At 37.6% G+C, this 22,797-nt stretch carries 22 protein-coding genes and 1 pseudogene; 5 read left to right on the top strand and 18 right to left on the bottom strand.

Features of this window, described 5'->3' with window-relative positions; all coding sequences use genetic code 11:
* Positions 1-22 precede the first annotated feature (22 nt).
* Entirely contained in the window at positions 23-232 is a 210-nt protein-coding gene (locus tag MT390_RS06940) for a DUF2897 family protein (RefSeq protein ID WP_499440329.1), read from the top strand.
* Between the two features lie 119 nt (positions 233-351).
* Here the strand turns inward: MT390_RS06940 and bamC are convergent, their stop codons facing one another.
* Both bamC and dapA read right to left on the bottom strand, forming a co-directional pair.
* The gene (bamC, locus tag MT390_RS06935; RefSeq protein WP_499440327.1) at positions 352-1,470 is read right to left on the bottom strand and encodes an NlpB/DapX family lipoprotein; all 1,119 of its coding nucleotides are present in this window, start codon (positions 1,468-1,470) and stop codon (positions 352-354) included.
* Positions 1,467-2,348, bottom strand: coding sequence for a 4-hydroxy-tetrahydrodipicolinate synthase (gene dapA / locus MT390_RS06930; RefSeq protein ID WP_166369427.1), 882 nt, complete (start codon positions 2,346-2,348; stop codon positions 1,467-1,469). The genes bamC and dapA overlap by 4 nt, the downstream gene beginning before the upstream one ends.
* Before the next feature lie 243 nt (positions 2,349-2,591).
* On the opposite strand from dapA, the gene MT390_RS06925 reads away from it, so the two are divergent.
* Positions 2,592-3,461: a tetratricopeptide repeat protein gene (locus tag MT390_RS06925; protein WP_499440326.1), complete on the top strand. Its 870-nt coding sequence runs from the start codon at positions 2,592-2,594 to the stop codon at positions 3,459-3,461.
* 288 nt (positions 3,462-3,749) lie between these two features.
* Here the strand turns inward: MT390_RS06925 and MT390_RS06920 are convergent, their stop codons facing one another.
* The 10 genes from MT390_RS06920 to MT390_RS06875 all read right to left on the bottom strand — a co-directional run bounded on the left by MT390_RS06920 (position 3,750) and on the right by MT390_RS06875 (position 12,371).
* Complete coding sequence (locus MT390_RS06920) at positions 3,750-4,427, bottom strand: PASTA domain-containing protein (RefSeq protein WP_499440324.1); 678 nt, start codon at positions 4,425-4,427, stop codon at positions 3,750-3,752.
* Positions 4,424-5,479 carry a PASTA domain-containing protein gene (locus MT390_RS06915; protein WP_499440322.1) on the bottom strand — a complete coding sequence of 352 codons (1,056 nt, stop codon included), beginning with the start codon at positions 5,477-5,479 and terminating at the stop codon, positions 4,424-4,426. Before MT390_RS06915 ends, MT390_RS06920 begins: the two co-directional genes overlap by 4 nt.
* On the bottom strand, positions 5,476-6,090 hold the full coding sequence (locus MT390_RS06910) for a hypothetical protein (RefSeq protein ID WP_166369419.1): 615 nt from the start codon (positions 6,088-6,090) through the stop codon (positions 5,476-5,478). The genes MT390_RS06915 and MT390_RS06910 overlap by 4 nt, the downstream gene beginning before the upstream one ends.
* A gap of 2 nt (positions 6,091-6,092) precedes the next feature.
* On the bottom strand, positions 6,093-6,935 hold the full coding sequence (locus MT390_RS06905) for a hypothetical protein (RefSeq protein ID WP_499440320.1): 843 nt from the start codon (positions 6,933-6,935) through the stop codon (positions 6,093-6,095).
* A gap of 33 nt (positions 6,936-6,968) precedes the next feature.
* Complete coding sequence (locus MT390_RS06900; protein WP_166369415.1) at positions 6,969-7,538, bottom strand: hypothetical protein; 570 nt, start codon at positions 7,536-7,538, stop codon at positions 6,969-6,971.
* A gap of 90 nt (positions 7,539-7,628) precedes the next feature.
* Positions 7,629-8,495, bottom strand: a complete 867-nt coding sequence (locus MT390_RS06895) for a hypothetical protein (RefSeq protein WP_166369413.1) — start codon at positions 8,493-8,495, stop codon at positions 7,629-7,631.
* A 28-nt stretch (positions 8,496-8,523) separates the two neighbouring features.
* Entirely contained in the window at positions 8,524-8,970 is a 447-nt protein-coding gene (locus MT390_RS06890) for a hypothetical protein (RefSeq protein ID WP_166369411.1), read from the bottom strand.
* Positions 8,967-10,748, bottom strand: coding sequence for an OmpA family protein (locus tag MT390_RS06885; protein ID WP_205962952.1), 1,782 nt, complete (start codon positions 10,746-10,748; stop codon positions 8,967-8,969). Before MT390_RS06885 ends, MT390_RS06890 begins: the two co-directional genes overlap by 4 nt.
* Positions 10,749-10,767: 19 nt before the next feature.
* Positions 10,768-11,304 (bottom strand): hypothetical protein, encoded by a 537-nt coding sequence (locus MT390_RS06880; RefSeq protein ID WP_166369409.1) that lies wholly within the window; start codon positions 11,302-11,304, stop codon positions 10,768-10,770.
* The gene (locus tag MT390_RS06875) at positions 11,301-12,371 is read right to left on the bottom strand and encodes a hypothetical protein (RefSeq protein WP_499440317.1); all 1,071 of its coding nucleotides are present in this window, start codon (positions 12,369-12,371) and stop codon (positions 11,301-11,303) included. The genes MT390_RS06880 and MT390_RS06875 overlap by 4 nt, the downstream gene beginning before the upstream one ends.
* A gap of 481 nt (positions 12,372-12,852) precedes the next feature.
* Between MT390_RS06875 and MT390_RS06870 the strand changes: the two genes are divergently transcribed.
* Positions 12,853-13,323, top strand: coding sequence for a pyrimidine dimer DNA glycosylase/endonuclease V (locus MT390_RS06870; RefSeq protein ID WP_166369405.1), 471 nt, complete (start codon positions 12,853-12,855; stop codon positions 13,321-13,323).
* Positions 13,324-13,380: 57 nt separating this feature from the next.
* Here the strand turns inward: MT390_RS06870 and bioD are convergent, their stop codons facing one another.
* From bioD to bioB, 4 genes and pseudogenes are all read right to left on the bottom strand, one after another.
* Positions 13,381-14,124, bottom strand: a complete 744-nt coding sequence (bioD, locus tag MT390_RS06865; RefSeq protein ID WP_499440316.1) for a dethiobiotin synthase — start codon at positions 14,122-14,124, stop codon at positions 13,381-13,383.
* A 62-nt stretch (positions 14,125-14,186) separates the two neighbouring features.
* The gene (gene bioC / locus MT390_RS06860) at positions 14,187-15,062 is read right to left on the bottom strand and encodes a malonyl-ACP O-methyltransferase BioC (RefSeq protein WP_499440315.1); all 876 of its coding nucleotides are present in this window, start codon (positions 15,060-15,062) and stop codon (positions 14,187-14,189) included.
* Positions 15,043-16,218 carry an 8-amino-7-oxononanoate synthase gene (gene bioF / locus MT390_RS06855; protein ID WP_499440314.1) on the bottom strand — a complete coding sequence of 392 codons (1,176 nt, stop codon included), beginning with the start codon at positions 16,216-16,218 and terminating at the stop codon, positions 15,043-15,045. The genes bioC and bioF overlap by 20 nt, the downstream gene beginning before the upstream one ends.
* Before the next feature lie 103 nt (positions 16,219-16,321).
* A pseudogene (gene bioB, locus MT390_RS06850) lies at positions 16,322-17,300 on the bottom strand (biotin synthase BioB); the annotation flags it as partial.
* A 97-nt stretch (positions 17,301-17,397) separates the two neighbouring features.
* On the opposite strand from bioB, the gene bioA reads away from it, so the two are divergent.
* Together bioA and asnS are read left to right on the top strand one after the other, a co-directional pair.
* The gene (bioA, locus tag MT390_RS06845; RefSeq protein ID WP_499440312.1) at positions 17,398-18,699 is read left to right on the top strand and encodes an adenosylmethionine--8-amino-7-oxononanoate transaminase; all 1,302 of its coding nucleotides are present in this window, start codon (positions 17,398-17,400) and stop codon (positions 18,697-18,699) included.
* 278 nt (positions 18,700-18,977) lie between these two features.
* Positions 18,978-20,378: an asparagine--tRNA ligase gene (gene asnS, locus MT390_RS06840; protein ID WP_499440310.1), complete on the top strand. Its 1,401-nt coding sequence runs from the start codon at positions 18,978-18,980 to the stop codon at positions 20,376-20,378.
* Between the two features lie 273 nt (positions 20,379-20,651).
* On the opposite strand, the gene purF is transcribed toward asnS, so the two are convergent.
* Both purF and MT390_RS06830 read right to left on the bottom strand, forming a co-directional pair.
* Entirely contained in the window at positions 20,652-22,166 is a 1,515-nt protein-coding gene (purF, locus tag MT390_RS06835; RefSeq protein ID WP_166369395.1) for an amidophosphoribosyltransferase, read from the bottom strand.
* Between the two features lie 88 nt (positions 22,167-22,254).
* Entirely contained in the window at positions 22,255-22,758 is a 504-nt protein-coding gene (locus MT390_RS06830) for a CvpA family protein (RefSeq protein WP_166369393.1), read from the bottom strand.
* Positions 22,759-22,797 lie beyond the last annotated feature (39 nt).

The following is a 22,797-nucleotide window of genomic DNA, read 5'->3' as shown; positions in this document are numbered from 1 at the left end:
TATATCCATCGGAGAAATAATTATGTCTACAGGTTGGGTGATCTTTATCGTGGTGATTGTATTAGGAATCATCCTTAGCAATATATTACTGTTAAAACAAAGCGCGAATATGAAACTACCCGATAGTGTATTGAAAGCGATTAAAGAGAAAAAAGAAAAAGAGGCATTAGAACAGCAAAAACAACTTGAAGAAGAACAGGCACAACAACAAAAAGATCAAGATAATAAATAGTTTTAAAAGTTAAAAGATAAGGAGTGTTATTAGTAATAAAATTTTTAATGCTTACAGTGAATAGAAACAAAAAAGCCTAACTCATCACAAGTCAGGCTTTCAATATCTAAACACTATTCTTATAAAGGTTTAGTCTGAATATCATTTTCTAAAATAACACTGCGAATATTATCAGTGATACTTAAATATAACTCAGTCACTTCCTGTTCAGAAAGTTGTTTTTTATCAGAGTTTAACCAAGTTAAAGATGTATCCCCACCGGTTAATTCACCTAATTGAACAAAGTACTCGCCTTCTTCCAGGTTAATTGGATTCAAGTTTCTTTTCTGCCAATATTGTGCATCTTGAGATTCAAATTTTACTAGGAAATAACCTAGATTCTTATCATTATCAACAGGACTAAAGCTCATTAACTGCAATAAGGCAGGCAGTTTACGCCAAACTTCTGTAAATTCTGCATCAATAATCCAAGCCGTTTGATGACTTTCATCAAAACCAAGTTTAATTGGTAAAGGCTTATTGTCAGCCGCGATTAACGCCTCTGATTCTTGCTTCAAATAAGCAAAATTGAGCATGTCGTTGATAAAGCGAATTTCTATGCTGCGTTTATTGCGGCCTTCTAAAATTTCTTTAACCGGCTCATTATCATTTAACTGTTGATAGCTTGTCGCGTCAACAGATAAAGAAATACTTCGCCCATCTCCGCCTTCCGCTAATTGTAATTGATATTCACCTACTTCACGCACTGTATTTTTACTTAAACTGCCGTAACTACGTTGGTTAACAACAACACCAGTATCAATAGATAGCGCTGATCTGTCTGCAACAACATCCTTCGCATCTTTGGATGCTAAGTACTGTAGCGCTAAGTCCCACACTTTTTGTTCAATATTGGTTTCTTGTTTAAAAGCATTAAACCAAACTTTACTCTGTGTAAGATCGGGGTCGAGTAAAACACCATCAAGTACAGCCATCAATTGACTTGGAGGGCGAACATCTACATCTTTACCACTTAATCCTAGCTTTTCTTGTTGCGTTGAAAGCCCTTGAATATCAAAAGTAGAACGATTTTCTAATGTTGAAAAATCTCCACTATCAAATTTTTCTATTAGTGTAGCTTGTAGATAATCATCATTACCTTCTGCTTGTGTTCTGGTATCAAACCTAGCACAGCTAGTGATCGCTGAACTTAGGATCACCAAACTAGCAATTTTAGTCAGTGCGTTGTTTTTAATCATGACAGTAATTTTGCTTCTATTAAGGCATTTCGAACAGTACCCTGATATTGCTCAGATAATGTTGTTAATGGCAAACGTAACGTAGCCGTAGGAATTAAACCTAGCTCCGCACAGGCCCATTTAACTGGAATTGGGTTCGCTTCATGATAAAGGTTGGTATGAATAGGCATTAATTGAGTATTGATTGCTTGTGCTTTTTCAACTTCACCTGCCAAAGCATATTCACACATTTCAGCCATTTCAACGGGAGCAATATTGGTTGATACAGAAATCACACCATGACCTCCTTGTAACATAAAGTCACAACCCGTTGCATCGTCTCCACTATAGAGTACAAAGTCTTCAGGCAAGATTGCTTTTAATTCAGCAAGGCGTTGTAAGTCACCAGTTGCTTCTTTAATACCAATAATATTTGGAATTTTAGCTAAACGCGCAACCGTTTCAGGCAACATATCAACCGCAGTTCTACCAGGTACGTTGTATAAAATTTGTGGTAATTCGCACGATTCTGCAATCGCTTTAAAATGAAGGTATAAACCTTCTTGCGTTGGTTTATTGTAATAAGGAGTTACATTTAAACCTGCAACAATGCCACTATTAGTAAATAATTTGCTTAATGCAATTGCTTCAGATGTTGAATTAGCGCCATTACCAGCAATCACAGGGATTCGACCCGCAGCATAAGTGATAGTACGTTCAACAACTTTAACATGATCATCAACACTGAAAGTTGCTGACTCACCAGACGTGCCTACTGCAACAATAGCTGCAGTTTTTGATTTAATATGGAACTCTACAAGTTCTTTTAATGCATTATAATCAATTTCGCCGGTCTCATCCATTGGGGTTACGAGTGCTACGATACTACCTGTTAACATGTAAATGCTCCTTTTATTGAGCGTCTAATGTTACTTTTGCAAGCCTTTAAAAACAAGAAGAAAAATCAACTCATTACTTCTCAAAGCGAATATTTATAACATTGTTGCTGATGCTCACCTTTTTATACGTTAATCACTTGATAATAGCGCTAATATCAAACGCATAGTCTTTGCTGTCCAACAATCTTCACGTATCATTGGCAAACATTTCGTAGAATATTTAATAAAGAGGAAAAACCGAATATGCAAGCAGATATATTTGATGTAACCGTGCAAGATTTTCAAACTATTATTGCACAAGGTTCAGTGAATAAACCTGTGCTGGCTGTTTTTTGGTCAAGCCAATGCACTATCTGTCGTTCTTTGTTGCCTTTACTTGAACAACTACAAAGAGAACATGCTAATGGCTTTACACTCGCGAAAATAAACTGCGAGACAGAACAGCAAATTGTGCAGCATTTTGAAATAAAAAGTGTTCCAACTGTTTACATGTTTGTTAATGGACAAGGTGTAGACGGTTTTGCTGGAGAGCAAAATGCTGACTTCATCAATAACTTCATCAATAAACACCTTCCCGACCCAGCGCAATCGTTGTTAGGTGATGCTCAAACACTATTTGCTCAAGGTAAATTAGATGAAGCGAAAGCAACAATTGTGCAAGCGCAAAATCTTAATCCTGAAGATAACCAAATTAAACTTGCAACGGCACAAATTTATTTAGCATTGGGTGAGTTTGAAAATGCAAAACCTATCTTAGCGGTGATTCCTATGGCAGATCAAAATATGATTTATCATAGCTTGATGTCAGAGTTAAAACTCGCTGAACAATCAGCACAAACGCCAGAAATAATAGCGTTAGAAAATGCGTTAATCGATGCTTCGAATAAACAACCGATTCAATACCAACTTGCGATTCAATACCAACTTGCGATTCAATACCATCAAAACAAACGCTTTAGTGAAGCGCTTGCTCTTTTATATAGTCTGTTATGCCAGGACTTAGGTTATGAAAATGGCGATGCAAAAAAAACCATGTTAGATATTTTGGCCACAATAGATGATGCGGCATTAGTCTCTGAATACCGCCGTAAACTTTATAGTTTACTGTATTAAAGTAGGTAACATCCTTTTTATATCGCTGTTTTAAAATTGCTGGAACTTGTATTAAATAGATCAAGGTTAGAATAACGAGTAACTATCTAGTGCCGTGAATATAATTTACGGCACTAGAATAAAAACTATAAATATCGGCAGAGCTAATTTAAACAAACACTACTTAGAGTAAGTAACTTATAGTCATCGATATTCATCAAGTATGTAATAAATCAACATTTAAAATATCAAATAAACCAGTTTTTAGTATTAATAGTAGATGCTTATGGTTGTTCTAATGATCTCTACTTATGGTAATAGCTGTACAGTTTCACCCACGCTTAAAAATACAACAATTGTAGGATCCGGGTTTTGCCCGCCTATCACTGTAGTTTCATCCTCAATTTCTGTTTCAACATTAAGATCAAGACTATCCAGTATCAAAGTTGCTTGTGCCAATGTTTTTCCTACGACATTAGGCACTGGGCGACTATTTTCAATTTCACTTGAAGGCGGGATGGCCACTATATCGAAAATAATTTTTGCACTGACCTTACTTTCATAATTATATTGATTTTGAAAACCTGCATCCACAGGTGAAGCATAAAGTTTTGGTACAACACGTCGTGTTTGAGAAATGTTTAACGTTTCCAACTTATTTTTTAAATTAATGTTACTACTTGGAGCCATAACCTGGCGACTAACAAGGGATTGATTATTTATTCCCTCGCTTTGTGACGAACCCGAAATAGTAAATGCAAGGTTAATTTCTGCACTCGCTTTTGGAATGGTATAAAAGGTCGGTCGATACCCCAACTCCCGTAACGCTTTTAAATGGGCTTGATCGGAATAAAGATCTAAATAGGCTTGAATTGAGCTTTCGTCGAGCGCTTTTTGTGCTTCGGCAACACCGCGCCCAACCGATGCGATAATATCACCCAGTGGTGCCGTGGCAATATCTTGAGTTAATTTTTTAAAATCACTCATATTTTCTGCCCCCCTCTTTTAACCGCCACAAAAGCCGAAATAAAATTTTCTCCCAAAAGGATCTCTGTTCCAGGATCTGGTTTTTGCATAAAAATTCCCCCAGTTGGGCTGGTTGATTGTTCCATTTCAATAACGCGTAATTTTAATCCCAAGGGTAATAAAACACGGTTCGCAGTAGCGGGTGTAAGCCCAACAATATCTGGCGCCTTTTGCGATGAAGAACTGTCATTATTGGTGTTGCTTAGAGTAAAACTAATTTCACTTGCAGTTTCTGGATTAACACGGGCTAACTCAACAGCATCAAGCGCACGAAAACTCCTGCCACCATTAGCCATGTACCCTTTAAGTTTGACATTAGCTGTTGAGATTTTATAACCCGTACTTGCACTATCAATTTGCATCGCTTGAGATATTTCATTGGCTATGTCATTAATTTTAGGTGCTTCAGCCCCCCCTTGTAATATTTCAAGGTCACTTTGGAGTTTTTTAACTTGTACATCACCCAACTCTTTGGCTTCAATTGCAACTATTGCATTTTTTCTAACCAAACTCAGTTCTTCCTCAAGGCTTATTTTAGCCACATTTAATTCAGATACTTTTTTGCGTAAGCTATTTTCTAAATCGTTAGAAGGAATCGAATCGACAACGTTATTTACCTTTACTATGGAACCATAAAATGATGTGTCAGCTTTTTCATGGATCGTAGATATAAGCTCAAGAGGTCTTTTAGGGTCAATAAAAATAGTGCCAAAGTTTAACAAAAAACTAGTTTCTCCTTTCACAGAAATAACAGGCGATGTTAATAATATTGCAATTTTGTTGTCGAGCTCTGGATGCACAATACGCAGTCTAATTGCAGGGAAACTTGTTAGCTTGATGAATGATTCGGGGTTAACTTTATGAGAAAACACACCATTTTTATCAAATGGAAGATCAGAAACTTTAATCCAACCTTTAGGTATTGAAAAGCACTCTAATACAAATACCATTTCAACTTTTTGTAAAGGTATGTCACTAATAAACTGGCCTTCAACTACGATTACTTTGATCATGCTAATGCTCCCTTAGTGACCGCAATATAACTCTCAGTATTCCCACTAGATATACGTATGACAATCGGTTTGGTTGCATGTAACTGTGCCGTGACAATATCTATTTGGGCAATGCCGCCTGCATCTGTCAAATACTGTTGAGCAACTAAAAGAGATGTCTTTTGATTTGATGTTGGTTGTGTTCCACCTGCTTGGACCGTTAGTTCACTATCGATCTCTACACTAATCTGTGTATTGGTCATCATCTCACCAGCTTCATTTATTAATGTTGCTATTATTTTTTGTGATGCCAACTCAATTAATATTTCAATTTTAGGTAAACCGGCATTAGGAGGAATAGATACAATCCTGCCTGAAATTTTTGCACTTGTTTCGACACTACTCGATTCCCTTGGCCCCATTTTAAAGCCAACACCTGGTTGAGTAGACTGGCTAGCTTCGATATCAAAAGTAAAATCTAAGTGTGGAATATGGTAACGCGGTAATTCTCGTCCAGCTGCATCATATGCTGCCATCGAAGATAAATGAGCCTGAGATGCTCCTAGTGCATCGGTAAGCGCTGTTAACATATCTTGTATCCCTTGCGCAGTCACTTTGGTCGAATCTGGCATAGCTAACCCCTCAATCTATTTTTAATGCTATTCAATCTATTTTCGTCTCGATTTTTATCTCGAGAAGCATCTCGATCTTTCATTCCATTATCCACACCTGTTTCAGCCATTTTTTCTAAACGTTCAGAAATCAGTTTTGCTCTTGCATCCAAATCACCCGATCCCCCGTTGATAACTGAAAGTAATTTATTCCTTCTTGACTCATAACTTTCCTTAGCTTTAGCTGCTTTACGAACAATCTCTAGGCTTTGTTCTTTAGCTTTTTTACTCAATTTATCCTTTGAAAATCCATTCTTTAGTGTGTCATCAATCATTTCATTACCAACACTGTTAAGTTTTTCTTGTAACTTGGTAAGTAATTTATCTTTATGTTGCTTTAATTTTTTATCACTTTCTAAATTTGTTTTGTCTCTCAAGCTTTGCAGAGGTTTTTCAATATCAAAATCTTTTAGCGAACTACGTTGCTTGAAAGCAGTTTGCCCTGTTCGTAATTTTCTGGCAGTCCCAGTTGCAGTGGGGTGTTGTGCTCTAATAAGTTGGCGTGATGATTGCAACTCTGCTTTTGAAAAAATTTCCTTACGTTGAGCAAGCCAACGGGCATCCTCATTACGCCGTTGGGATAACGTTTGTACCGGAAATCGAGGGTCGGAGCTTGAATCATTTTCACCATTTTTTTGGGTTAGGAAACTCATCTTTGCTTCAAGATTTTTACGTTCGAGGAGCAGCTTAGAAATTTTAGAATCTTCTGTAAGCAATTTTCCTATTTCTTTTGATGGATTTTTTTCAAAATCTTTCAAGGGCTCATCAACTTCATCAAGAAGATGTTTCCAAGATTTAAGTGTCATAGCATCAAACTCCTCTGAAGTTAAATTGAAATATTAGGCTTCACCATCTGGTTTAATTACTGGTTTAACATCTCGATCAAGAATTTGACGAATGCGTTCTTCTAGCATTGGTGGTGGTGGCACAGTCACGAGTTTGGTTCGCATCAATGAACTTCCTTCTGCTGAATACTGGTATTTGCTTGAAAAACTTGCTGAAACCGATGACGCATTTACCGATGCTTTAGCGGAGAAAAAACCAAGTTTTCCTGACATATTCACTTGCCCTGACTTTATCTTCTTCGCCCGCGTAGTTTCACGACTCATGGATATTGACATTTTCACTTCTATCAAAGTATCAACAAACTGATAGAATGTTGGTGTAAATCCAAGCTCCAGTAGACTATATTCATCGTCTTCTTTAGGGCCAATTTTTACCAGGTTAGTGCGTTCTCCAGTTGTAGAAGAGTTTCCATTCTCATCCTCTTCGATATCATATCCCCCCATCAACCTTGCAATTTTCATCGATGTTAAATCAAGTTCATATTGCGCTTGAGCAATACCAACTCCCATTGATTTGACCATTTCGGGAAAGGGTACGTTTAATAGATCTTGTCCAATGCTCATGTTAACTCCTTTCTATTTATGAGCCCTCACGATTGGGCACGAATCCAAATGAAAATTAAATAGTTAGACGATTGGTCTGGGTGCGCTTATTTAACTTTCATTTGTTTTAGGTTTATTGTTCTCTATTTGCTGTGCTAGCAATTCGGCCTCGATATCCATACGTTGACGAATACGATCTTCTAACACAGCAGGAGGTGGAATAGGCACCATTTTGGTACGCAATAAAGTAGCCCCTTCAGCAGAATACGAATATTTACTTGAATATGTGGCATCTACCTGTGTAGTTTGCACACTATTACTAGTTGTATTGTTTCTAGCGGCAAGTAAGCCAAACCTCAAACCTTTAATACCCGAGAACTTTAGCCCTCTCGTTTTATCGGTACTTGAATCGTTTGTAGATTTTGATGTGGTACGAGAATAGCTAGATTCACGAGTCATTTTGATGGCAATTTTTACTTCAATAATCGTATCAACAAACTGATAAAATGTCGGACTAAACCCAAGTTCCATCATTGATAAACGTGTTGGAACTCGAATGATTTCATCTTCAAATTCCTTCAAAGCTGGTGATAACTTCCCACCATCATCCACAACATCACTCCTATCTGTTTTTGAAGTACCTGTTGAATTATTTTTATCTGCAAAAGTTGCAATGACATCGAGAATTAAATCTTTTAATTTCAATGTGTCATCATTTATTTCGCCCGTTAGTCCGTCGTCGAAAATTGCATAAGCTAATGCTTGTTTGACAGTCATATATTCATAACCAAAGAATATTCTACTATCATCAAAACTTATTTTACCTTCTTCGTCATAAACCGTTTGCAACCCTCCCATCATTTCAGCAGTGCGCATACTGCTTTGATCGAGTTGAAATTGACTGTCCGCAATAGCAAATGCCATATCTCGGATCATATCACCCATTGGTACGTTTAATAGATCTTGGCCAATACTCATTATGCTCTCCCTTTACTCTTATTGTTGGTTAACGTTCAATCACTGCATTTAGTACTTTTAAAAATTTTTCAGGTGGTGGCAGCGCGACTAATCGTGCAGCAATTGATGATGAACCAGAGGCTTCTACACTGAACTTTCGTGCATAACTAGCAGACACTGTCGCAGCAACTACTGCGTAAGAAATGGTAAGCTCGCCTGAAATCTCTGTCTCAGTACTTTCATTGATTGTATAGCTCAACTTCGCTTCAACTGTTGCTTCTGTATAGGCGTAAAATGTAGGTAAAAAACCTAGCTCTAGAAGATTGTAATTCTTACCATCAATCTCTATTTCAGTGGTGGTTAAGGTTTTTGCGATTTCTGCAGAATTCAAATCAAGCGCGAATTGTCCCTGCGCAATCGCAAGTCCAAGACTACTTACAATGTCAGGAAGTGGTGCTGAGGACATTTCCCGAACAGTTGCGCCTGCGCTACTCATTCTCCTAACCCATTTTGATATTCTTTGATCACCTTAAGAAACTCAGGAGGCGCCGGTATTGAAACCAATCTTGCAGATATTTGTGAGTTACCAGTTACTTCCATTTCAAATTGTCGTGAATAACGCGCATCTACCGATACTCCAATAGCAACAGTAGAATTACTCTGAGAATTTTCTTCGCTGTTTGTGGTGGATGATGTAGAACTATTAAAATTCTTTGTAACTTGATATGTTTCGTTACTTGTTAATTCAGCACTTTGGTCAACTTTTGAAAATAACTTAACGCTATAGGTATCGGTCGCTTTCATAATTCGTACCGTCGCACCTGTTCTTGAGGCGGCATACCCTGGCAATGCATTTACTGCCAGCGTTAAATTTTCAGCATAGGCATTTGCATGTCCCGAAGCAATGGTATTAACTGACCCACCACTGTAAGGAATATTTGCGGCACCATTATCAATATTTAGTTCCTCTCCCGAAATACTTAATGCTTCCGTTGGTGCAAGATAAAACCATCCATTTTGCAGGTTAGTATCGGTGATGGCGTTAGGTGCAATCTCTGCACTATCAAGAATGGTATTTGTAGATTGCACTTTTAATACATAGGACTCAAGTGTCGGAATATAGACAGACGTTTTACGATAATTCGCATTTGCCGTACCGTTGTTATCACCAGCCTCAGCAGCAGCGGCTTCTCCTCGACTAGGCCGTATGATAATTGAGTTTGCATTCACACCATGTGCAATAAAAACATCCTTCATCCGGTTTGCACGACTTTTGCCAAGTTCCAAATTTTTAGCAGTACTTCCTACACGGTCAGTAAATCCTTCAATTTCTACGGGTAAATTTATATATTTAGCTAAATTTGCCAACAGCACTGCCTCCTCAAGTGCGTCGCCTTCTAACTCAGCAACACCTGTAGCATATGCAACAGAGTTAAACTCATCCCCCTCTTGTGCCATTTGCGGGGTGAACATACTAACAAAGTCGTCCTGATGGGTGAACGCTACCCTAAAGCTTGCTAACACTGATGTCGCATACGTCCCTAGATCAGCGGCTGATACAGTGGGAATTGTTGTTGTATCGTTAATTATGTAATCAGTATCTTGGTTTGCTTTCATCCAAATAAAACCATAGGGCACCGTTGTTTTTAAAAATGTCACAAATGGTGATTGTATAAGTACTTTATCGTTTGTGGCTAGAGTACTTAATACAGGAGGAGTGGTAATGGGAGGCTCATATACTAAGCCTTCTATATTGGAGCTTGTGTTTCCTAATAATTGATCTCGAAGATTTTTAAGCCTTAAAGCAGGTGTCGCCCCAGTGGCAGTATAATTTGTACCGTTTAAAGACATAGTCCCAGTCTCAGTGACGTGGTATTTCATTTCGGCTGTGCGGTTAATACTTGTCGTACTTGATACAGACTCTTCACTATTTTGATTTAAACTTTCTTGCGAAGAAGCATTATTTCCATTGTTAAAGTCTAAACTTGCCTGACCACCTATTTCAAAACTTTTTCCGACCTCAAGTCTAATTTGCATAGAACAGGAAATATCAGCGTATTGATAGTGATAAAACGCTGGCATTAAACCAAGTTCAAGCAAAGATCTGTTCCCAAGCCCTTCGCGAGGCAATGAAAATTGCCCAAGTTGACTAATAGTATTTTCATCCAAAGCTTGTTGTGCGGCGGCAATACCCAACCCTAAGCTAGAAATAAATTCAGCAACACTTGCATCTGCTAGGATTTCTCCAGGTTTCATTCCATCATATTTGGCCATCTGCATTTACCCTTTTAAGTTAATGTTTTTGTCCTATTTCCGCTCGCTTTTTATCAACATTATCTTTGCGCACGGTGTAAAATTTATGGTGATTCAATATTTGATCTAACCACCTTTCGGGCATCGATTGACGTCGGACTAATGCTTGTTTCAATGCAAGATATAAGGAGCTATCTGCATACATTGTCGAATCCAGCTCTGAGACTAAAATCAAAGCCTCTTGGTGCTGTCCAAGCTGACATAAAACAATCAGCTTTCGAAATAGAAATGGTGCAATCACAACAGGACTTTCATTGCCTTTATTTGAAATTGCTTGGTCCAACAATTCAAGCGCAGCATCAAATCGTTTAGCATGCTGTAAACAATCTAAAATACAGTCTACATAGTGGCGGGCAAACACCTGGGGAGCATGTTGTGAAGCACACATAACCATGGCATTTCGATATTTTTCAAGTGCATCATCAAAGCGCCCTACAATATGCAATAGTTTACCTGACTCACAAATTCCTAAATGGAGATTATTTTGCGATTGTTGTTGATTGTTTGCGTCCGTCATTCAACCATCTCCTGTTCGAAACGATAGACCAACCCCATTGCATCAAATTGTGGCGTTAATATTTGACACTCAAGTTCAGAAAAACCGCTTTTAATTTTAGCGGGTAAACGGTTTGGCAAAGCAATATCATAAAACTCTTTTAACTCCGCAATGCTTGAGTGATGACGATATTGATCTACATAGAGAGAGTATTGTTGAAAATTATAGAGTCGATTAGTCAAGTTAAGGTTCGACTCTTTTGCGAGTTCACACATTCGAATAGATTGTTCATAATCGAGTGCTTCTGCCACAACAATTGGCGTATTTTGCATAATTCGCTGTACAATTTTTTCTGGCATATCAAGGATTTGAGCAAGTACCCTAATCGCATCAGGATCATGGTTTTCACTTTCCAGCACTAGGTCATAACTGAGTAATTTTCTTTGGAATATTCTTGAGCTATTGCCTTTTGGTAATTTAACAAATAAGGTCTTTGCATCATCATAAGAAACGCCTAGTGGTATATATCCTCGGCTTTTCCCGTATGTTTTTTCTAAACTAGTCTTTAGTTCATGAGGCAAATATTGTGTATCTTCGACAAAAATATCGTAGATATCTTCATGGGCCTTAGCAAATAGTAACTTTGCATTTTCACCTAGTCGCTTTTGCAAAGCATCAATTAAACCGATCCCGACTGAGCCAATTATGATGCCAGGAGGTAATGACGACAACGACAGTATTTTTTGAGGTTCAAGTCCAATGACGTGAGAAATGATATCAAGCGTTTCTTTTAAGTGAGAAACTTCAAGGTAACGAATTGCAACATCATAAAGCTGGCAATTTTCGATGGAAATATTGTCTTCACTGTCTACGACAGTATTCAATCCAATAGACTTCAACAATTGGTTTATTTGTTCTGCGCTTTCAAAATCAATTTCAGAAATAAGCACAGAAGGTGCTTGGCAGACTTTTTTTGCGATTTGATTTGGTGGCGTCCCAAGGCCGGCTGAAATCTGAAGAATAGCCTGAATTCCAGCAGAGCCAATATCTTCAACCAAGATACAATAATTTCCAACCGTAGCTACCATATCGACTCCTTCAGCATACGAACAACATATGATTTACTGTTTGTTTTTTAAGCTACCATGCAGATATAAAAAAATATACATTAACAAACTCTAAAAGAGACTTTAAACGGCTTTTTAATTTATATTTATTTGATCCAAAAATTAAATGGTTAATAAATTGATAAATTAGAATGTTACAGTTATTGGCTAAATCTAACCCAAGTAATAACTTAACTTTTTGTATTGGTGTGTTTATACCTAGAAATACTACTTGATCACTTTTACGAACTTATGATCTGAATCCAAGTTAGATAAAAAGACTCAATTTCCATAATTTGATAAAGTATTTTGTTGCTCATGAATAGGCCTTTAATGAGCAAAAGTAGTTATGCAAAAAAAGGATTGAATCTAGCGCACGAATTATTTGAATCTAAGTTTAAAAACAGATCCTTATATTGGTTTAAGACGTATTGCAGCATAGATAAAATTTCTAGAGGCTACTATGAACATATTTATATTAGATAAAGACATTAAACAGTGCGCTCAATACCATTGCGATCAACACGTTGTAAAAATGATATTAGAAAGTGTGCAACTACTTTGTACGGCATTAAATAAAAAAGGATTCGTTACCCCATATAAATCGACACACATGAAGCATCCCAGTGTATTGTGGGTAGAAGAATCCTACGATAACTTCATTTGGTTACGCGATTTAACTGTGGCTTTAAATGATGAGTATAAGTACCGTTATAATAAACAAAACGACCATAAGTCGATGGCCGTTTTACCAAGTATTGAACAATATGCTTTTCCTGCTATCGGTTTAACCCCCTTCCCCCAAGCAATGCCTGACATTTATAAAGTCGATGGTGACGCTGTTGCTGCTTATCGACAATTCTATCGAGGAGATAAAGCGAAGTTTGCAAAATGGACTAAACGTGCTGTGCCAAGTTGGTTTGAAAGCATCTAAATGTTAACTGTTTATAATTAACATTATGTAAAGTGATAGGTAGATGGACTAAATAAGCTAAATAAAGGTTACATTGATATATTGCGACAAATTCTGTTGTTCAATATTATCTAAATAAGGTATTTCAGCAAGTAATGGCGCATTAATGAAACTTGTTAAGGTGCCAATATTTTGTTGCACATAGGGCATCTCCGCTTGAAGATGATTGGCAATCCAACCAGCGATATTTAGCCCACTCTGTTCAATACTCTGAGCGGTTAATAACGCATGGTTTAAACATCCTAGTTTTAAACCCACCACTAAAATAACTGGTATTTCATTTGCAACGACCCATTCTGAAAATAACTGATGCTTATTAATCGGCAAATGCCACCCTCCCGCACCTTCTACAAATAAGCATTGAGGCAACTGTTGTTGTAAGAATGTTAAACCTTGATCTACCGTAGCGAGACTAATAGGCTGATTAGTTTCATTGGCAGCAATATGTGGGGCAATAGGTTGCTGGTAAGCAATGGGATTGACCGCGGCATAGTCAACTTGCAAGCTACTATTTTGCTGTAAAATTAACGCATCATCATTGCGTAACCCTTGTTCAGTTTGACTACAACCTGCAGATATAGGTTTATAGGCCAAAGTGCTTTTCCCTTGCTCATTGGCTGCTTGTAATAATGCTTTGGTGCAAATAGTTTTACCGACGTCTGTATCAGTTCCAGTGATAAAATAGGTAGTAGAAGCAAGATTTGTGTTGATTCTAGTAAGCATAGTGGGTTCAGTTATTGGGGCTAAAGTAGATTCTGACATTGATTGTTTACTCATTTTTTAAAAGGATGTTAAAAAGCGATGTTAGAAATACAAGCATTAGCTTATTTTTGTGCAACAATATAACAAACTTGATAACTCAAATTATAGTAACCGTCTTGGTCTTTAAAAGGTTGATAACCAAGCTCTAATTGATTTAATAATTGCCTATTTGAAGTTTGCTTGTTGTTTCTATCATGCACATGATTAGCCCCAATTCCTTTTAAAGCCTTAAGCACGCTGATAACATCGGGGTATTTTTTTATACGTGTTTCAATGAATATTTTAACCTGTTGATAACCTGCTAGTTTTACAGCAGTCAAAACTTGTTCTTTACTTAAAAAATGATTAACGTGTACCGCGCTATCAATACTTTTCCAAGCTTGTTGAAGTTCAAATAGAGATCCATCGATTAAGGTAGAAAAGCACAAGTTACCATCGTTGTGAAGGGCATGATTAGTTTGTTGTAATGATAAACTGAGTTCCTCACTCCACTGTAATACTAGATTTGAAAAAATCAGATCAAATTGCCCAGCAATAAATGGCTGAGCATCAATATCACCTTCTACATATTGGCATGATGTCAATTTTCTTTGTGCAGTTTGCTGCAACATCTGTGGAGACAAATCGAAGCAGGTAAGTGAAGCTTTAATATTCATTTCACGTAACAAAGCAGAAAAATAACCGGTGCCACACCCCAAATCGAGTATAGAACTCGATTGCTTGACGTTAACAGGCATCAGGTCGTAAAGGTGGTGACCTATCTCTCTTTGTAAATCCGCGAATTGATCGTAATGACCAGCTGCTTTTGAAAAAGAGGCTTTGACCGCTTTTTTGTTAATGGTCTTTTTGCTTGTATCAGTTGAAGCCACGTTTACCTGGTTAACAGAATTTTTTACAGACTGTTGCTTTAGGACTTTTTTATTGGAAGTTATTTGCATCAATAGCCTGTTTAATCTGTTTGACGAGTATTTCAATATCTTGTTTTTGATGCTGACTGGTAAGGGTTACTCTTAACCTAGCACTTCCCTTAGCGACTGTTGGTGGGCGAATCGCCGTTGTCCAAAAGCCTTTATCTTTTAAGTGTTGACTAACCGCTAAGGCAGTATCACTCGCTCCAATTAATACCGGTTGAATAGCGGTGTTTGATGGCATTAAAGGAATTTCGTAGTGTGCTGATAAGTGTTTAAAGTAGTGAATTAATTCGCCTAACTGATCTCGACGCCATTGCTGCGTTTGTGCTAGATGAGCAGCCTGACCAATGCAATACACCATTGCCGGCGGTAGGCCTGTGGTGTAAATATAAGGTTTTGAAAAGTTATTAATATAATCGATAAGTTGTGATGAACCCGAAACAAAAGCGCCGCCCACACCTAAGGCTTTACCGAAAGTGGCCATATAAATATTTACATCGCTATTATCAAGTTGCTGGTCAACAATCGTGCCTTTACCCTCTTTGCCTAATACGCCTAAACCGTGTGCATCATCAATCATTAACCAAGCATTATGCGCTGTGCATTGTTGTTTAAGTGCGTTGATAGGTGCACTATCGCCATCCATGCTGAATACCCCTTCTGAAATAATCAGTTTGTTTTCAGCTCGTTGGTGGGTATTTAAAATGCTGTCAAGGTGTTGCATATCATTATGCTTAAAACGTTGCATTTTAGCAGCACTAATGGAGCCGGCTTCCATCAAAGAGGCATGATTTATTTTGTCTTGTACTAATAAATCATTTTTTGAGAGTAGTAACTTTATCAGAGCTTGATTAGCTGAATAACCAGAGCTAAAAAGTGCAACGGCTTCTAACCCTAACCATTCTTGAAGTTGTTGGGTCACATCGTGATGCACTTTATTATACCCAGTCACCAAATAGGAGCCACCACTGCCAATACCAAATAAATCAGCACCTTTTTTCCAAGCATTAACTAATAACGGGTCTGAAGCTAAGCCCAGATAATCGTTGCTAGAAAAGTTAAGGTATTGTTTTCCGTTAACTTCAATATAACGAGCTTGTTTACCCGTGATGGGGACAGAAGCACGGTGCAAGTGTTGCTGTTTACGCTGAGCAAGCTGCTCAGCAATAAAGGAAAAGGACATGTTTATACTTTACTGGTTGCATCGTAAAATAATTCATCTTTCTCACTATGACGAATAATAGCGGCATCTACTGTTTTTTCGGTTTCGTAAGGAGATAGGTTTATTTCCTCTTTATTGATACCTAACTTATTAAACAAACGCATATCCGAATTTTCATCGGGGTTTGCTGTGGTTAGTAACTTGCAACCGTAGAAAATAGAATTCGCCCCAGCCATAAAACATAATGCCTGTGTTTGTTCTGACATATCTTCGCGGCCCGCTGATAAACGCACATGCGATTTAGGCATCAAAATACGTGCGATAGCAATAGTTTTAATAAATTCAAAATCATCAAGATCTTCTACACTATCCAATGGTGTGCCTTTGACTTTCACTAGCTTATTAATCGGTACACTTTCAGGTTGTACGGGTAAATTAGCTAATTGTACTAATAACCCTGAACGATCTTTCCCTTCTTCACCTAAACCAACAATACCCCCGCTACATACTTTCATACCAGCGCTACGCACATTGTCCAAAGTATCTAACCTTTCTTGATAACTACGCGTAGTAATAATTTCACCGTAATATTCAGGTGAAGTATCTAAGTTATGGTTGTAATAATCTAAACCAGCGTTGGAGAGTTGTTGTGCTTGGTTATCATCTAACATACCTAAGGTCATGCAAGACTCTAAGCCTAACGACTTAACTTCTTTAATCATTTCTACAAGATAAGGCATATCGCGTTGCTTTGGGTTTTTCCATGCTGCGCCCATACAAAAACGGGTAGAGCCCGTCGCTTTTGCATCTTTAGCAGCCTTAATTACTTTTTCGACTTCCATTAACGTTTCTTTTTCAAGACCCGTATCATAACGTGCACTTTGCGGACAGTACTTACAATCTTCTGGGCATGCACCGGTTTTGATAGACAATAAAGTACTAACTTGAACTTGGTTATTTGGAAAATGAGCTCGGTGTATTGTTTGTGCTTGAAACATTAAATCCATGAAAGGTAATGCATATAACGCATTCACTTCTGCAACAGACCAATCGTGACGAATTTGTGTTTTATTAACTATGTTATTTGAAATAGCATTGTGCATTGTTATAACCCTGAGCAGAAAAATATTTGGTTAGTTTAATGTTGAAAGTTACACTGTCAACTTTAAAACTCACTTTTACTTTACATGTGGTCACAAAATGAACGATAAACAGATAAATAAGCAAGAAATCGACTTATCTTATGATAAACAGCATATTTGGCATCCTTATACTTCAATGACATCACCTATTCCTTGTTATCCCGTAGACAGTGCAAGCGGATGTACTATTTCACTAACGTCAGGTGAAGTATTAGTCGATGGCATGTCATCTTGGTGGGCTTGTTTGTTTGGTTATAATGTTAAAGAATTAAACGAAGCCGCTACTCAGCAGCTCGCAAAAATGTCACATGTGATGTTTGGCGGCTTAACTCATCAACCAGCTGTTGACCTTGCAAAAACATTAGTAGAAATAACACCAAAGGGTCTAGAAAAAGTATTCTTTAGCGATTCAGGTAGCGTTGCTGTGGAAGTCGCCATGAAAATGGCACTTCAGTATTGGCAGTCACTCGGGCAAAATAAAACAAAATTTATTGCGCTTAAAAAAGGCTATCACGGTGATACCTTTGCTGCCATGAGTGTGACTGATCCTGACGGTTCGATGCATGAACTATATCAAGATTTTGTTGCTAAGAATTACTTTACTGAGCAGCCTAGTATTAACTTTGACCAAGCTTGGCAACAGAGTGCAATGGATGATCTATCTACTCTTTTAGCAGAAAATCATCAACACATTGCAGCTTTAATTCTAGAGCCTATTGTCCAAGGTGCTGGTGGCATGCACTTTTATCATCCTAATTACCTCAAAGCAGCAAGGTCTTTATGTGACCAATATGGGGTGCTATTGATTGCCGATGAAATTGCCACGGGGTTTGGTCGAACCGGAAAACTATTTGCCTGTGAACACGCCGATATAAGCCCTGATATTTTATGTTTAGGTAAAGCTATCACAGGTGGATACATGAGTTTTGCTGCAACACTTGCTACAGAAAAAGTTGCCACGACAATTAGTGAGGGTAAAGCCGGTGTTTTTATGCACGGCCCTACTTTCATGGGGAATGCATTAGCTTGTTCGGTTGCAAACGCTAATCTTAAAAAGCTCTTAAACATAGATTGGCAAAAATTAGTGTTCTCTATTTCTTCGCAATTAAATATTCAGCTTTTACCCTGTGAGCGATTACCAAGTGTTAATAAGGTGCGCGTATTAGGTGCGATCGGTGTGGTTGAATTACATAAAGCGGTTGATATGGTTAACATTCAAAAACAGTTTGTAGATTTAGGGGTTTGGATCCGCCCATTTGGTAAGCTTATTTATGTCATGCCGCCCTACGTAGCATCCAAGCAGCAAATTAATAAACTATGCGATGCTATTTACCAAGTATGTAAAAAAATCGATGGATAAAAATCGAAAGTAAAAATAAATGAGCTAAATAACATTAGCTTCAACTATTTACTTTACCTTTTATTTTAGTCTTGTATTTATCAACTGAATTAAACCCCACTAACAGAATAAAATCCTGTGGTTAGCGATGCAGGCTATTTAATGCGCTTTTATAGGACAATATTGGCATTAATATAGAATGAGAGACTTGTATCTAAAACTGGCCAAGGTAATATAAGCAGCTATCAATATTTTTAGTATAAAACAGTTAAGACTGTGATTATGGAGCACTATTTAAGATGTCAAAAACACCAATTGTTGATATTTTCAACAGCAAATTTGCATTAGGCAGCCAAGTAACAGTAAAAGGTTGGATCCGAACTCGTCGTGATTCAAAAGCTGGCATCTCTTTTCTAAATATTTATGACGGTTCATGCTTCGATCCAATTCAAGCAGTTGTACCTGCTGAATTAGAAAATTATACTGCCGATGTATTGAATTTATCAGCAGGTTGTAGTGTTGCAGTAACTGGTGAGTTAGTTGAAAGCCCAGGAAAAGGCCAGCAGTTTGAGCTACAAGCAACATCTGTAGTAGTGCATGGTTTTGTACAAGACCCAGACACTTACCCAATGTCAGCTAAACGCCATAGTATTGAATATATGCGTGAGCATGCACACCTTCGCCCGCGTACTAATATGTTTGGTGCTGTTACCCGTGTACGTAACTGTTTATCTCATGCAATTCATAACTTCTTCTATGAGCGTGGATTTAACTGGATCAGCACGCCAATTATTACAGGTAGTGATGCTGAAGGTGCAGGTGAAATGTTCCGAGTTAGTACATTAGACTTAGAAAATTTACCTAAGAATGATGCAGGTAAAGTAGATTATAAAAATGATTTCTTTGGTAAAGAGACATTTTTGACTGTTTCTGGTCAATTAAATGCTGAAACTTATGCTTGTGCATTAAGTAATGTTTATACTTTTGGTCCAACTTTCCGTGCTGAGAATTCAAATACAACTCGCCACTTAGCTGAATTTTGGATGGTTGAGCCTGAAATCGCTTTTGCTGATTTAGCAGATGCAGCTCAATTAGCAGAAGACATGCTTAAATATGTATTTAACGCGGTATTAACAGAACGCGCTGATGATATGGCCTTCTTTGCAGAACGTGTTGATAAAGACGCTATCAAACGTTTAGAGAAAATGGTGAGCTCTGAATTTATTCGCATGGACTACACTGACGCAATCGAGATTTTACAAAACTGCGGCAAGCAATTCGAATACCCTGTTGAATGGGGTGTGGATTTACAATCTGAGCATGAACGTTACCTTGCCGAAGAACACGTTGGTGCACCAATCATTCTTCAAAACTACCCTAAAGATATTAAAGCCTTCTACATGAAGTTAAATGCAGATGGTAAAACGGTTGCTGCAATGGATGTATTAGCACCGGGTATTGGTGAAATTATCGGTGGTAGTCAGCGTGAAGAAAACTTAGACGCGCTAGATAAACGTTTCGAAGAAATGGGGTTAGATAAAGAAGAATACAGCTGGTACCGTGATTTACGTAAATACGGCACGGTTCCTCATGCTGGCTTCGGACTTGGTTTTGAGCGTTTAGTTTCATACGTGACGGGTGTTCAAAATATCCGTGACGTTATCGCATTCCCACGTGCTCCAGGTAGCGCAGAATTCTAAACACGTCAGTAATTGGCACTACTAATTATTCTAGTAAAAAATTTAAACCAGCTTAATCGCTGGTTTTTTTATAGCTAAAATAAATCTATTAACAATTTGCCAGTAATATTTACCTACAAATAAGCTATCAATAATCTAATTAAATGCATGATCAAATATTACGTAGAGGATAGATAACATAATTTTTAAGATGGATTTTTCATTGAAGCAAACACTAAAAAGCACAGCCGAAGCTGTGCTTTTACATGACTCTAAAACAACTAATCAATAGGATTACGATTCGTTGTACATTTCTAAGTTAGCAATTTCTTCTTTTTGAGTTTGGATTTTCTTCGCATCTTCACTACGTAAACTTGCTAAATAATCAAAATATTCTTTATTGATACCCGCAGTAACGTACTTACCATCAAATACTGAACACTCAAATTCTTTAATCGATGGGTTTTGTTTACCAACCGCATCTTTTAAATCCTGTAGGTCTTGGAATATTAATTTATCAGTACCAATACAATCGCTGATTTGTTCAACATTACGACCATGTGCAATCAACTCTTCAGGTGTAGGCATATCAATACCATACACATTTGGAAAACGCACTTCCGGTGCAGCTGAAGCTAGGTATACTTTTTTAGCACCCGCTTCTCTTACCATTTCTATGATCTGCTCTGATGTTGTGCCACGTACAATTGAATCATCAACTAATAAAACATTTTTACCTTTAAATTCAGCAGTAATTGGATTTAACTTACGACGTACAGATTTACGACGTTGAGTTTGTCCCGGCATGATAAAGGTACGGCCAATGTAGCGATTTTTTACAAAACCTTGGCGATATGGTAACCCTAATTCAACAGAGATTTCTAATGCGATATCGTTTGAAGTTTCTGGAATAGGAATAACCGCATCAATTTCTAAATCTGACCACTCACGTTTTATTTTTGCACCTAATTTACGGCCCATTTCTAAACGTGCTTCATAAACAGAAACACCATTTAATGTTGAATCTGGGCGTGCAAAATATACATATTCAAAAATACATGGCGTTAACGATGTTTTCTCGGCACATTGCTGGGTGAATAATTTTCTGTTTTCAGTGATGTATACTGCTTCACCCGGTTCAACGTCACGTAAGAATCTGAAACCAATAGTATCAAGACCTACACTTTCAGAAGCAACAATGTACTCAATATCACCTTCATCTGTTTGACGAGATCCAAGTACTAAAGGACGGATACCATCTGGGTCACGAAAAGCAATTAAACCATGGTCAATGATCAATGCAGTCACTGCATAAGCACCACTGATTTGTTTATGTACTTCTGAAATCGCATTAAAGATATCGTCAGCGGATAAATGATCTGTTTTAGTTTTACCTAATTCAGCAGCCAGTGTATTTAACAACAACTCTGAATCAGAAGTGGTATTAATATGACGACGCGACTTGATTAATGCAGCACGTAATTGCTTGGCATTAGTTAAGTTACCGTTATGTGCTAGAGAAATTCCCCAAGGAGAATTAACGTAGAAAGGTTGTGCTTCAGCAGCGCTAGAGCTACCTGCAGTAGGGTAACGCACGTGGCCAATGCCACTATTACCTTTTAGACGTTGCATATGTTTAGTTTCAAAAACATCTTTAACTAAACCGTTTGCTTTACGTTGTTTGAAGTTACCACCATATGTAGTAACAATCCCCGCTGCGTCTTGCCCGCGGTGTTGCAATACGGTCAATGCATCATAAATACTTTGATTGACAGGAGTTGAACCAACGATACCCACTATTCCACACATAAGTTAAAGCCTTTCTATTTTTGAGAGTGTTCACAAAAAAGTACAAATTAATGTACCTTAAAATTGAGTAACTAATTTAAATCAACCGCTAAATAGTGGTCGATTTAATGTTTTTTAGAAAACTTGACGATCCTTCCAAATGTTCAAAAAACCATTCGATTACAATCCCAAACTCAGGGATTAAAGTAGATTCTTTCCACCAAGTGCTGTCATGGAATGAAGTAAAGGAATCAATAAAAAAGAGCACTGCACTGACAATTAAAATGCCACGTATTGCACCAAAAATCACACCTAACAAACGGTCTGTTCCTGATAACCCAGTGACAGCAACAAGGCGATTAATGATGTAATTAATTAAAGCGCCAATTAATAAAACCGCAATAAATAGAATGCCAATAGCAGCAATATTACGTAGTTTATCGTCATTGATTTGAGTTAAGTATTGTGTAACTTCAGGATAAAAATTGCTGGCAACAAAAAATGCAGCAAACCAAGTAACAAGTGAGATGGCTTCTTTGGTGAAACCGCGAACTAAGCTGATTAATGAAGAAAAACCAATTACACCGAGAATGGCGATATCAAACCAATTCATAAGAACCCTAATTTGTAGTAAGTATTAAACGCGCGCATT

The sequence above is a fragment of the Vibrio sp. 2-Bac 85 genome, from assembly GCF_037546705.1.
In the GTDB taxonomy this organism is placed as follows: domain Bacteria; phylum Pseudomonadota; class Gammaproteobacteria; order Enterobacterales; family Psychromonadaceae; genus Psychromonas.
The sequence above is the reverse complement of the archived record's forward strand: the minus strand, read 5'-3'. Positions and strand labels throughout refer to the sequence as shown.